This window comes from Planctomycetota bacterium (genome assembly GCA_016872555.1).
GTDB lineage: Bacteria > Planctomycetota > Planctomycetia > Pirellulales > UBA1268 > F1-20-MAGs016.
Genome location: VGZO01000074.1, coordinates 1 through 12666, shown reverse-complemented (window position 1 = coordinate 12666; position 12666 = coordinate 1). Strand labels below are relative to the sequence as shown.

Annotated in this window: 8 protein-coding genes; 3 read left to right on the top strand and 5 right to left on the bottom strand. The window is 72.5% G+C overall.

Translation table 11 applies throughout. The annotated features are described in order from the left end of the window. Positions 1-302: 302 nt before the first annotated feature. Both FJ309_16030 and FJ309_16025 read right to left on the bottom strand, forming a co-directional pair. A complete protein-coding gene (locus tag FJ309_16030) occupies positions 303-1850 on the bottom strand; it encodes a hypothetical protein (GenBank protein MBM3956092.1) in 1548 nt (515 codons plus the stop codon). After that, a complete protein-coding gene (locus tag FJ309_16025; GenBank protein MBM3956091.1) occupies positions 1847-3352 on the bottom strand; it encodes a hypothetical protein in 1506 nt (501 codons plus the stop codon). Before FJ309_16025 ends, FJ309_16030 begins: the two co-directional genes overlap by 4 nt. A gap of 284 nt (positions 3353-3636) precedes the next feature. Between FJ309_16025 and FJ309_16020 the strand changes: the two genes are divergently transcribed. From FJ309_16020 to FJ309_16010, 3 genes are read left to right on the top strand one after another with little or no spacing between them, the layout of a single operon-like run. After that, positions 3637-4563, top strand: a complete 927-nt coding sequence (locus tag FJ309_16020) for a hypothetical protein (GenBank protein MBM3956090.1) — start codon at positions 3637-3639, stop codon at positions 4561-4563. 22 nt (positions 4564-4585) lie between these two features. After that, entirely contained in the window at positions 4586-6244 is a 1659-nt protein-coding gene (locus FJ309_16015) for a hypothetical protein (protein ID MBM3956089.1), read from the top strand. Positions 6245-6251: 7 nt separating this feature from the next. Beyond that, positions 6252-7688 carry a hypothetical protein gene (locus tag FJ309_16010; protein ID MBM3956088.1) on the top strand — a complete coding sequence of 479 codons (1437 nt, stop codon included), beginning with the start codon at positions 6252-6254 and terminating at the stop codon, positions 7686-7688. 22 nt (positions 7689-7710) lie between these two features. On the opposite strand, the gene FJ309_16005 is transcribed toward FJ309_16010, so the two are convergent. The 3 genes from FJ309_16005 to FJ309_15995 form a co-directional block, all read right to left on the bottom strand. After that, a complete protein-coding gene (locus FJ309_16005; GenBank protein MBM3956087.1) occupies positions 7711-8523 on the bottom strand; it encodes an ATP-binding cassette domain-containing protein in 813 nt (270 codons plus the stop codon). Between the two features lie 47 nt (positions 8524-8570). After that, positions 8571-11141 (bottom strand): cyclic nucleotide-binding domain-containing protein, encoded by a 2571-nt coding sequence (locus tag FJ309_16000; protein ID MBM3956086.1) that lies wholly within the window; start codon positions 11139-11141, stop codon positions 8571-8573. Further along, on the bottom strand, positions 11138-12666 hold a 1529-nt coding region (locus FJ309_15995), incomplete at its 5' end, for an NADH-quinone oxidoreductase subunit L (protein ID MBM3956085.1). The genes FJ309_16000 and FJ309_15995, both read right to left, overlap by 4 nt.

The following is a 12666-nucleotide window of genomic DNA, read 5'->3' as shown; positions in this document are numbered from 1 at the left end:
CCGTAAAACCTCGCATGGTGGCGTATCCTTTCTGCCCGTCGTGGGCTGCTGTTGGTGAACAAGTCACAGCAGGATACGCCGCCTTTTTCTTTTCCCTCTACGGAACACGACTTTCGGTTATAGCTCGCCGTCGTGTTGAGTCCGGTACTGAGGTGGCAGTGCAGCGTATCGCCATCGGGATACCGACCCTGCGACTGATCATGGTCCGCCACCCGCATGAGCATGGCGGCCAGACTTCTCGGGCAGGCCCCCGTCGCTGACCACCGTCGCCCACTTGAGTGAGCGAGGATCTGTGGCGCGGCCTACTTGCCCGCGGGGTTCGTGGGCGGCGGCAGGCGGAAGGACTCCGCGGCTGCGGCCGGGTCGAAGGTGGCGGCGCGGTCGAGTGACGTGCGCCAAAACGCCCCGGACTCGTCGGCGCCCGGAGGCGGGCCCGGGATCGACAGGCCGAGGACCTCGGTGAGCCTGGCCTGGGCGCTGTCGCGGACGTCGGCAGGCCATCCCTCGGCTTCGGCCAGTGCCGCTACCAGTGGCCAGCCGATGGCGCGGGCCGCGTCGAGATCGGTGGCACGCGGCCCGGCGGCGGCGAGCGTCAGCGCGATCCGCTGCTGCCGCGCCGGACGCGCGGCATCGCGCCGGTCGGCCGCCAGGGCCCTGATCGCCGCGTCGATCCGCGCGAGTGACTCGCCGGCGCCCGCGGGGGAGCGGAGATCTTCCGGACGGCCGAATGGCCGGGCGTTGAGGGGCCTGATCCACGGCGCGATGACGGCGTCGGCGGTGGTCGGCATCTCGGCCACGGCAAACGCGGCCTCGGCGGCGTGCCGCGGCCAGCGCACGAGCCCCGGCCTGCCGGGCACGAGCCCGCCATAGCCGGCCTGTTGCCGGCGGCTCGGGACGACGAGATCGTGATGGCAGGCCTGACAGTCGTGGAGCGACAGCTCGGGCCAGGCGGCGGGAGGATCGGCGGCCGGGGCCGTCGCCCGCTCGGCGCCCTTCTGCACGAGCAACCCCGACTCACGCAGGGCAACCAGCGCCCCGATCAGCGAGCGGTGTGTCGTGCTCGCCGCTTCAACGTGGTACTCGGCGGCGGCGGCCAGGGCCTGGATGCGGTCAGACTTTTCCCAGACGCGTTTCCAGTGGGGGCCCATCGCCGCGCTGGCGGCCTCGATGTCGATCGCGCCCAGCGGCGGATGCCCGGCCGCGTAGGCGGCATGCGGCACGACGCGGCCGGTGTCGGGATCGCCGAGGTGGCAGCCGAGGCAGTTGCGCGCTTTGGTCACCGGGTCGCGCAGGTCGGCCATGCCCTGGCGGGCTTTCTCCGCCGTGGGCAGAAACCGCCACGAGGCGTGGAGGTGAGGTTCGAAATAGGCGCTGCCCGCCCCGTGGCAGGTCTCGCAACTGATCCCCGAATGGAAGAACCGGTTGTCGTCGTCGGCGATCGATTCCTCGGGGGACGGCTCGGCCGGGGAGTGGGTGTGGCAGGCGATGCAACTGGCGGTCTGGGCCGCCTTGATCCCCAGAGCCTCTTCCATCGCCCGCGTCCGCGGGTTGGTGGACACCAGCGCCAGGTGCGAACGGGAATGGGCATCGTGGCGCCAGGCGGCGCTCGTCGGCTGATCGCACCATTCGCTCTGCTCGCTGCGGTGGCAGCGCATGCAGAACTCGGTGCCCTTGAACGTGAACGACCCGGCGACCGGAGCGGGGAGCGGGTCGGGGGGAGCGGCGCCGGCGAGGACGGCAACGCCGAGCACGAGTGCCACGACGCACCAACCGATCGAGCGTCCGCGGCAGGTGTCGATCGGGGGCATCCGCACCACTCCCGGGGATCCAATCGCGGCGACGGCGGTCATGGTACGGCGTCTCGCTGCCGGCGGAAACGGACCGGGTCGAAGCCGACCGGGGCGTCGAATCCCGGCGGATAGAGGAGGGTTTCGCGGAGCTCGTCGACGGGACCGGGTGGGCAGGCGGCACCGAGCGGGGCCGGGCCGCCGCGGCAGGTCGCCTCGAGGGCGAGCGTCGTCTGCACGGCCGCCTCCCAGCTCCGCCACAGCCGCGGGTCGCCGGCGGACAGCGTGTCGAGCCGGGGGCGGTCGGCCGTGACGGTGATGCACAGAGCGGCCGCCAACGCGTCGGCGCTGCGGCCGGCGACGCGGGCGAGGTGGCGGGCCTCGGCGGCGATCCGTTCGACGCCGGTGGCGTCGGTGGTGGTCCACTGCCGGGCGAGCAGATGGCGCAGTTGGGCCGTGCGCTCGGCAAGTTCGGCGGTGGCCGCGGTGCCGTCGAGCGAACGATCGAGCCAGCCCGAACCGGTGACGAACCAGGGTTGCCAGCCGGGCGTGCCCGGGGGCAGCGTGCGGGGGAGATCGGCTTGGCTTTGGCCACGTGAAGCCAGCCCTGCTGCCGGGGCGAGATCACGGTGGCATGCCAGGCAGTCGAACTCGGTGAACTCCGGCCAGCGCGCCCGCTCGCCGGCGCGGATCGCCACGCTCGCGCGGCTGGCGCGCGCGGCGAGCAATTCGCCGGCTGCTTCGAGGGCCACGGCCTGGCCCACGGCCCAACTGCGGGCGTTGAAGTCGGGGGCCGACTCCGCCCGGCCATCCGGGTCCCAGTGCCGCGGCCAGCGGCGCTGGAGCTGCGCCAGCTCGAAAAACAGCCGCGGATGACCGGCGGCGACATGGTCGTGGTGCATGTCGTGATCCGCGTCGCCGACATGGCAGCGGGCGCAGACCCGGGCGCGCTCGAGCGGGCCGGCGAGGTCGACGAACCCGACCGCCGCCTTGTCTTCGGCCGACAGGCCCTTCCAGGCGTCGGTCGAGTGCGCCTCGAGCCATCCCGTCGAGTCGCCGTGGCACGACGCGCAGCCGACGCCGTCGGCGAGCACCTCGCGCGGCAGCGGCCGCTCGACCGCTTCCTGGACCGAGTGGCAGACGAGGCATTGCCGCTCGGTGTGGGGCGGACCGATGCCCAGCAGCTTCGCCATCCGCAGTGACCGCGGTTCGAACAGCGTCTGGTAGGCGCCCGCATGGGGATCCCGCTCTCCCCACGTCGTCGCGGCGAACGACCAGATCGCGTGGTTCCCGCCGCGCGGCCCGCCATGGCAGCTCGACGACGCGCACGACGCGGTCGCCAGGCCGCGACCGGCCGGGTCGGGCGTCATGCCCGCATAGGCCTCCCCGGGCGAGCTTCCGTCGGCGGGAAGCGCGTCGCGGCATTCGGGTGCCGGGCAGGCTGCCGGCGATTCGGCTACGGATCGGGCATGGGGAAAACGCGGCCCGTCGGCCGAGACCACGGCCGTCGGCAGGAATGCCGCCGACAGCGTGATCAGGCAGAACGTCCGTCGGAAGGGGCGCATGCTCTCACCCGCGGGCAGATGGCGAGACTATCGACGCGAACGGCTGCGGTGACCGAGCCGGCCGGCCGCCGCCCCCCTCGGTCCGGTGCAGTCTCCGCCGCTTGCCAGACGCCGATCGCGGTGGCGTGGCAAGGTGGGGAACGAGGGCCTTTTGCCGAAGGCGAGCGGGCCAACTACATTCGGTTTCTGTCGGCCCGCTGTCCGGATCACGGTCCGCGGGCGCCCCGAGGAGACCGGCGGTGATCATCGGCGGGAGAACATGGCCGAAGGACCGCCGCTGGATCATGGCGATAACGGCGATCGCGCTGGCCGCGCTTGGATGGTACGTCGTCGAGTGGCGCCAGCTCGGCCATCTTCCCGGAGGGAGTAGCCGGGTCGGGTTGACATGCGGGATCGCCGGCGGAGCGATCATCCTCTTCGAGCTGTTGCTCTGGCCGCGGAAGCGGGTCCGTAGCTGGCGTCTCGGATCGGCCCAGTCGTGGCTGCGGGCGCATGTCTGGCTCGGGCTGTTGGCGGTGCCGCTGGTGCTGCTCCACGCCCGGCTGCTGTTCATCGGCGGGCTGCTCAACCAGGCGCTGATGGTGGTGTTTTTCATCGTCATCGTCAGTGGCATCTGGGGCCTGGTCATCCAGCAATACCTCCCCAAGGCGCTGCTCGAGCAGGTGCCGGCCGAGACGATTTATGACCAGATCGACCATGTCGCCCGGCAGCAGTGCCACGATGTCTGGCGGCTGGTGGCTGCGTCGTGTGTCACGGCAGGTGACGACCACCACCACGCCGATCCGGCGGAGGAGACCGCCGACGAGGGCGACCATGCGGTGGTCACCGGCTTTCGCGCGATGACCGGGATCCAGGGGCGCGTCGTCGAGACGCTCGCGATCCACGCCGTGATTCCCGGAACCGACGAAGTGCGCCGGCGGTTCGTCGCCGAGGTGCGCCCCTACCTGCTGGCCGGCGCACGGGGCGGCTCAACGCTGGCAAGCGCGCCTGGCGCCGCCCGGTTCTTCGCCGATCTCCGCGGCGCGTCACCCGCCGAGGCCGGCTGGCTGATCGAGCGCATCGAGCAGGCCTGCGACTGCCGGCGGCAGTTCGACCTCCAGGCCCGGCTCCACCGCTGGCTGCACGTGTGGATCCTCGTCCACCTGCCCCTGTCGGTCGTCCTCGGCGTGCTGCTGGCCGTCCACGTTCCGATCGCCTTCAACTACTGGTGACCAGCCCGAAGCTGGTGGACGAATGGCGCAGCCAACCGACGCCGACGGCCGCGATTCCTCCGCGAGGCGACCGACCTCGCGCGGGCAGGTGTCGCGGATCGACCGCGACTATTACCACCGCCCGAGCCTGCTGCGTCGGGTCCGGCGCTGGGCCGTCGTCGCCGGCCTCGTGGCGGGAGTGGCCTGGGTGGCCTGGGGGGCGATCGATTCGCCCCGGCACCATTCCCCCGGACCGGTGGCGGCCGTCCATGCCCGGTGGGAGCGCGATTGCCAGGCCTGCCACGAGCCCTTCCAACCGATCACCGACGACACCTTCCTGTCGACCGCGGCGACCCGCGACCGGGCCGATGCGAAGTGCGAGGCCTGCCACGCCGATGTCGCCGCGCGGCCGCACCATCCGCTGCAGAACTTCCACGAAGTCGGCTCCTGTGGCTCCTGCCACCAGGATCACCGTGGTCGCGACGCCGACATGCTCCGCGTCGCCGATCGCACCTGCACCCACTGCCACGCCGACATTGCCGCCCACCGCCTGCCGGCCACGGAGGCTCCCGCCGTCGCGCCCTCGCCCGTCGTCGAGCCGGTGACCGGCTTCGCCGCCGGGTCGCATCCGCCGTTTCGCGGTCTGGCGAGCGATCCGGGGACGTTGAAGTTCTCCCACGGTCGCCACATGCTCGCCGGGCTGTCGTTCGCCCCCGACGCCGCGCCCGGCCAACCGCAGCGCGGCACGGTGTGGACCTATGCCATGATCCCCGAGGCACACCGCGCTCGCTACAAGCCTGCCGGCGAGTCGGCCGACGCCCTCGTCCAACTCGACTGCGCGTCGTGCCACGAGTTCGCCCCGGCGGGGTCGGACGATCTCCGCAGCGTGTCGACGCTGCTCGCCGGTGCCCCGCCCGGTGCCTATCCGTTGCCGCTCGAGTTCGAACGCCACTGCGCCGCCTGCCACCAGCTGCCTCTCGCCGGCACGCCGGGGGGCGACGAGGCTGCGCCTGCCGCACGAGCGCCGGAAACGGTCCTGCCCCACGGCCTGTCGGGGGCCGAGCTGCGGCGCTTTCTCGAAAGCACGCTGCTCGGCGAGGCGCTGCGCCGCAACCCGGCGTTGCTCGAGCAGCCGGCCGCGACGCCACCGCTCCCCTCGATCCGTGAGGCCGACCCGGCGACCGTGGCACTCGCCGAGCTCGTCGGCGAGCGGCTCGCCCGCGCGCAGTCGTTCGCGCGCGCGACCTGCGAGAAGTGCCACGACCTGGTGGAGCGCGACCTGCCCACCGCGACGAGCCTCCTCCCGGGCCGCGTTGGGCGGCCAAGGACGGATGCCGGCTGGTTCGATGTCGCGCCGACGGCGGTCCCGGCCATCTGGCTGCCCAAGTCGCGCTTCAACCACCAGCCGCATCGAAATCTGCCGCACGCGCTCGACCGCCACGAGTGCCAGGACTGCCATGCCGCGGCCTTTCCCGACGACACCACGCGCCCGGCGGGGATCGCCGGCAAGGCCCTCGACAACTCGAAGGTCATGATCGCCGGCCTGGAAAGCTGTACCAGTTGCCACGCGCCCCCCGGACGCGACGGCGCGGGGCGCACCGTCGGCGGCGTGCGCCACGACTGCGTCGAATGCCACGGCTACCACGGTCTCGGGCCGCACGGCGGCGCGTCCGCGCCCCCGCCGGCCGTTGCGGAGCGCTGAGCCACCGATGCGCCACCCGGTTGCCCACCGCCCGAGCGAACCACCGCCGGGTGGCGCCGTTGCCGCGACGATCCGGTCCGTGGGCGGCGACTGCCGGCCGCGCCGCTGCCGGCGGCTGGCCCTGATGGTCCTGCTGGTCGCGGCGCCGCTGGCGGCGGCGGAGGAGCCGCAGCGCTGGCTCGGAGCCTCGAGCTGCGCGTCGGTCGGCTGCCACGCCGCCGCGGAAGCGGGTCACGCCCCCTGGCAAAGCGCCCTGACGACCTGGATCACGCGCGATCCCCACGCCGCCGCCGCGCGGGCCCTCGAAGGCGCGCTCGCCGAGCGGATCGTCGCGGCGATCGCGCTGCGCGACGGCGCCCCGCAGCCGCCGGCCACATCTCATCCCGCCTGCATCGCCTGCCACGCTCCCGCGCCGGCAGCATGGGCCCGGGACGGGGTGAGTTGCGAGCAGTGCCATGGGCCCGCGGGGGAGTGGGTCGTGGCCCACACGCTGCCCGGATGGAAGACGCGCGGCAACGCCGCGGGGATGGTCGATCTGGCCGACCCTGCCACCTGCGCCCGGACCTGCACTCCCTGCCACGTCGGCGCGCCGCCGCGGGCCGACGGCGCGACCTTCGAGGTCAGTCACGATCTCGTCGCTGCCGGCCATCCGCGGCTGGCGTTCGAGCTGCGGTCGTTCAAGCAGGGGCAGCCGCCCCACTGGCGCGACCGCGTGGCCTTGGCCGCGGCGGGCACGATCCCCGCCGACTCGGTCGATCCTCTCGGGGAATGGGCGACCGGGCGCGTGGTGGCACTGGAGGCCTACCTCGATCAGGTCGCGCGGCAGGCCGGTGGTGGAGCCGCGACCGGCGCCGTGGCGGGCATCTGGCCGGAGCTCGCGGCCTTCGACTGCTACGGGTGCCACCGGCAGTCGGTCGCGGCGGCCGACCGCGGCCAGCCGGTGGCCCCCAGCCGTGGTCGCGTCCGGCTCCAGCCCGCCGCCTGGGCGCTGGTGGACATCGCGGTGTCCGACGCGGCTGCAGAGCTCGGGCGACTGCGCGACGGCATCGAGCGTGACTGGTGGCGCGCACCAGACGCGCCGGTGGTCCGCGGCGCGGTGGAGACGCTGGCGACGGCGCCGCGGCTCACGGGGGCTGGCCCGGCGATCAGGGCGTTGGCCGGGCGGGCCGTGGCGGCGACCGACGCGGCCACGTGGGACGAGGCGGTGGTCACGCTGTCGCTCCTCGAGGCGCTCCTCGACCACCATCGGGCGCGCGGCGCCCCTGCGGAGCGGACGGCCGCAGCCGCGGCGGCACTGGTCGACGTGCGGCGGCTGCTGGCGTTCGAGGCCACGGGCACGGGGGCGACGCGGGTGCGCGTCAATAGCCCGCGTGGCCACGATCCCTCGGCGGTCCGCGGCGCGCTGGCCGCGGCCGCGGCGCGGTTGGCGGAGCTGGGAAACTAGCTGCTCCCAGCCTGCCGGCCGCTCACCCGCACCCCGGCCAGATCGGCCAGCGCCGCCCCCCGACGGTGTCGAGGCGCTCGAGGCGCGTGTCGTAGAGCGCTTCGAAGGCCTCGCGGGTGACGACGGCGTTGGTCGCGCCGCGGGCGACCACGCGCCCGCCGCGGAGCAGGAGGGCGTGATCGAACGCCGGGAGGATCTCCTCGGCATGGTGAGTGACCATGAGGATGGCCGGCGCTGGCCGGTCGGCCGGGCGCTCGACGAGCCATCCGGCGAGCCATCCGAGAAACCGTTCGCGTGCCCCCGGATCCATTCCCGCACAGGGCTCGTCGAGGACGAGGCACAGCGGATCGGCGGCGATCGCCCGGGCGACGAGGACGCGCTGCCGCTCCCCCTGCGAGAGCACGCCGAACGGGCGGCTGGCCAGGTGGGCCAGGCCGGTGCGCGCCAGTTCCACACCGGCGTGGTCGCGGTCGGCGGCGGTCGGCTCGAGGCCCGGGAGCAGGCGCAGGCCGAACTGGCCGACCGTGCCCGAGAGCACCGTGTCGGCGGCCGGCTCGTCGGCGGGAATCTGACCGGCCACGGTGTCGGCGATCCAGCCGACCCGCTTCCAGAATGCCGGCAGGTCGACGAGCGTGCGGCCGAGGCGCCGGACCCCACCCGACGTGGGCCACACCCGGCCGAGCGCGAGGCGGAGGAGCGTCGACTTGCCGCAGCCGTTGGGGCCGAGGATGGCCCAGCGATCTCCCTGTTCGACCCGCCAGGTGACGCCGTCGAGGATCGCGCGACCGTCGCGCACCAGCCCCACGGCGTCGAGATCGAACAACGGAGCGGTCATCGGGGGGATGGCTGGCGTGGGCAAAGGACTGCCGCGGGCATCGACGGTCAGCCGGTCGGGCCTCCCGCGCGGCGGTTCTCCACGATCCGCGCCAGCTCCGGGCCGCTCATCCGGAAGGCGGCGTCGTGCGGGCAAGCATAGACGCAGCTCGGGTCGTCGTCGGGACCGACGAGATCACGGCACAGGTCGCACGTCGTCGCCACGCGCCGCTCGGCTCGACCCGACTCGGCGACGGTGTGCATCGAGATGTTGCCGTAGGGGCAGTTGGTCGAGCACAGCCCGCAGCCGATGCAGTGGTCCTCGATCACGATCTCGACGGCCCCCGGCTTGTCTTCCCGCGGCTTGCGGTGGATCGCGTCCACCGGGCAGCCGACGAGGCAGTAGGGATCGAGGCACGACCGGCAGGAGCTGGCGACGAGGTAGTTCTCGAAACGCAGCCCCTCGCGGATCAGCCGGGTCACGCCGTCGTGCGTGTCGGAGCAGGCGCGGGTGCATTCGTCGCAGCGCGTGCAGCTCTCGAGGTCGAGGACGAGCAGCTTTTGCGCGCTGTACAGGCCGTTGGCGAGGAAGTTTTCCAAGCCCGCAGACCCGGCCTGCTCGCGCTCGGCGTCGCGCTTGAGGAGGCGCTGGGCCTCGGCGAGCAGCGGCCCGCGGATCGCCGGGAATCGGCGCAGCAGCGTGCGGAAGTCCTCCCCGCTGATCGACACCAATTCGACGTCGTCGAGCGCCGTGCAGGTCGCCGTCCGCAGGGCCCGTGTCGCTCCCGCCGCGGCGAGGTCGGCACCGAGGTCGAACACGCCCGTGAGCAGGCCGACCTCGCCGAACGTCCGCCCCGGGCCGAGGTAGTCGATCACCCGGTCCTGGTCGCGGAGCTTCTGGCTGACCTTCACGAATCCGAGCCGGACCTTGAAGAAGGCGCTGGCCACGTCCCCCTGGCGGAAGATCACCTGCCCCTTGTCGACGCGCACCAGTTCCGCCTTGTCGCGGAGGAACTCGGCGCACGCCGCCTTGTCGGCCTCCGACAGGCCCTCGAACATCGTCAACTGGCGCAGCTCGCGCTGCAGCACCCGGGTGCGATAGGCGGCATCGAGTATCCGCCGCGAGGCCTCGGTGCGCTGGAGGACGTGGAGAACGTTCTTGTTGATCTCGAGCAGCTCCGTTTCCTCGAGAGCGACCACCGTCGCCGACCGCGGGTAGTGGTTGAGGCAGCTCATCTCGCCGAAGATCACGTCCGCCGGCGTCATCTCGTCGACCCAACGACCGTCCTTGAGCTCGAGGGCCCGGCCACCGTCGATCGCCACCCGGTCGCGGGCCTCCTCGCGCCGCCACGACGTGCCGCCGGAGGTGCCCTGGAGCCAGCGTGTCGCGGCCCGGACCACCGCGCGGAGGCCGCCCCCGCCGCCGCGCTGTGCGGCACGGTCGCCGATCGACACGCCGACGCGGCCGCGGAGCAGGAGGAACGCGGTCGAGGCGCTCTCCCCTTCGCGGCAGATCACCTCGCCGGCGCCGTACACCCGCCGCTCCACCGAATCGCGGTTCCATTCCAGGAACTTGACCGGCACGCCGGCGAAGATCGGCAGTCGCTTGAGCTCGGCGGCGGGGACGGTCCGGTCAACGCCGCCCTGGGCCGCCTCGCGGACACTCTCCTTGAAGACGAGCGCCCCGGTGGGGCAGGTGATCATGCACTCGCCGCAGGAGACGCAACTCGACTTCCCCATCGGGTCGTCGAGGTCGAACCCGACGTGCGTGGCATAGCCCTTGCCGGAGCGGCCGATGACGTAATTCTCCTTGACGTCGCTGCAGGCGCGCACGCAACGGTCGCAGAGGATGCACTGGTCGTGGTCGACGTCGATCCGCGGCGAGGAGTGGTCCTGGCCGCGGGGGAGCGTCCGGGGGGCGAAGGGTGGGCCGCCGGTCAACGGCCACCGGGCGTCGATCGCGGTGGTCTCGGCGGCGGGATCAGCCTGCTTCTCGAGGGCCCTGGCCTCGAGCGCGAGGCGGTCGAGCCGATCGAGCAACACCCCGAGCTCGTTGGCCGGCATCCGCTGCCGCCAATCGGTCGGGAGATGGTCCGCGGCGAGCAGGTTGACCAGCGTCCGCACGTTGGCATCGACGCGCCGCCGGGCCGCGAGATCTGGCGAGCGGATCGTCTGCACCTCCATCGTCTCCTCGACGCGGTGCTGGCAGGCCGGAAGCAGCTTGCGCTCGCGCTGCATCGCGCCGCGCTTGACCTTGGCGATCTCGACGCAGCACACACGGCATACACCGACAGGATGGAGATGCTCCTGGTGGCAGAGGACGGGGATCGGGTTGCCGTCGGGATCGCCTTCGTAGGCCTTCGCGGCGGCGTCGTAGATCGTCGTGGCGCGGGGGATCGGCCTCCCCTCCGGGTCACGGATCAGCTTCCCCTGGGAGTCGGTGAGCGGCACGGCCCGCTTCACCGTCACCGCGCGGCCGTCGATCGTGATCGTGATCTGTTTCTCGAAGTCGGCGGCGGTCACCTTGTCCATGCGGACGAGTTGCCCGTCGATGTCGCGGGCGAACAGGCCGTCCTCCTCGGGGAGGATGAGGCCGTCGTCGAAGTCGTCATCGACCGGCGTGCATGACGCGTCGCTCATCGTCGTCCCCCCGGGGCGGCGGTGCGGAGGTGCCGCTCGACATCGGCCGGAAAAAACTGGATCGCCGACTGGACCGGCTTGGCGGCCACCATCCCCAGTCCGCAGATGCTCGTCATCTCCATCGCCCGGGTCAGTTCGTCGATGAGCCTCCGCTGGGCGGCGTATTCGTCGGCACCGACCGTGCCGGCGAGCAAGCGCTCGCTGATCCCGGTGATCTTCTCCGAGCCGATCCGGCAGGGGACGCATTTCCCGCACGACTCGTCGCGGAAGAACTGCGAGCAGTTGACCGCCTCGACGGCGATGTCGCGCGAGTCGTCGTAGACGACGATCCCCGCCCCCAGCGCCAGGCCGAGATCGCGGAAGCGCTGCAGGTCGAGTTGGATGTCGAGCAGGTCGATCGTGTCGCCGTCGGCGACGAGCCCCGCCGGGGCGCGCTTCTCCCAGCCGCGGGGCAGGGCGGCGACGGGGATCCGTGCCGGCAGGAAGCCCCCCGAGGGCCCCGACGGGGCGAATGCCTTGAGCGGCCGCGACATGCCACCGCAGAGGTCGTGGACGAGCTCGCGGATCGGCATCCCGTTGGGCACTTCGTAGACACCCGGACGGCGGACGTCGCCCGACACCGAGAACAATCGCCTCCCCTTGCAGCCGTTGATGCCGCCGTCGGCATACCACTGGCCGCCGCGGAGGAGGATCGCCGGGGCCCAGGCGAATGTCTCGACGTTGCTGACGAGCGTCGGCTTGTCCTCGATGCCGTTGGTCTCGAGTTGCGGCGGCTTGTTGCGCGGCTGGGCGCGACGGTCTTCGATGGCCTCGATCAGGGCGCTCTGCTCGCCGCAGATGTAGCCGCCGGGGCTGGCGAAGACCTCTACCGGGAAGCTCCGGCCCGTGCCGCGGATCTCCGCCCCGCAGGCTCCCGCAGCCGTCGCCCGTGCGATTTCGGCCTTCATGATCTCGATCTGCTCGGCGTACTCGTGGCGGATGTAGATCCAGCCGCGCGTGGCGCCGGTGAGCAGCCCGGCCATGATCACCCCCTCGAGGACGAGGTGGGGATGGCGGGTGAGCAGTTCCCGGTCCTTGAACGTGCCGGGCTCGCTCTCGTCGGCGTTGCAGACGATGAACTTCCGGTCGCCCTTGGCTTTCCAGACGTCGCTCCACTTCTGGTGGGCCGGCACTCCGGCGCCCCCCATGCCACGCAGATCGGCGGTCTTGAGCTCGTCGATCAGCGTCTGGCCGGCGCCCGCGGTGACCAGATCGACGAGCCGGCGGACGGCGGCGTAGGGGATGGGAGCGTCCGACGGCGCGGCATACGGGTCGATCCGCCACGGCGAGTTGGCGTGGGGTCGGTACGCGCTGTCGGTGTCGGCCGCCGGCGGAGAGCCGCGGAGGGCGTCGGTGGCGAGCGTCGCCAACTGGTCTGCCGAGCGGGCCGCCAGGAATTCGTCGTTGACCAGCGCCGCCACCGGGCGATCACAGCGCCCCAGGCACGAGGCGTAGCGCACCTGGACGCGGCCGGCGGAGATGTCGG

Coding starts and splice junctions, on each gene's coding strand:
- FJ309_16030 (MBM3956092.1), bottom strand. CDS start 1,850: ATGACCGCCGTCGCCGCGATTGGATCCCCGGGAGTGGTGCGGATGCCC.
- FJ309_16025 (MBM3956091.1), bottom strand. CDS start 3,352: ATGCGCCCCTTCCGACGGACGTTCTGCCTGATCACGCTGTCGGCGGCA.
- FJ309_16020 (MBM3956090.1), top strand. CDS start 3,637: ATGGCGATAACGGCGATCGCGCTGGCCGCGCTTGGATGGTACGTCGTC.
- FJ309_16015 (MBM3956089.1), top strand. CDS start 4,586: ATGGCGCAGCCAACCGACGCCGACGGCCGCGATTCCTCCGCGAGGCGA.
- FJ309_16010 (MBM3956088.1), top strand. CDS start 6,252: ATGCGCCACCCGGTTGCCCACCGCCCGAGCGAACCACCGCCGGGTGGC.
- FJ309_16005 (MBM3956087.1), bottom strand. CDS start 8,523: ATGACCGCTCCGTTGTTCGATCTCGACGCCGTGGGGCTGGTGCGCGAC.
- FJ309_16000 (MBM3956086.1), bottom strand. CDS start 11,141: ATGAGCGACGCGTCATGCACGCCGGTCGATGACGACTTCGACGACGGC.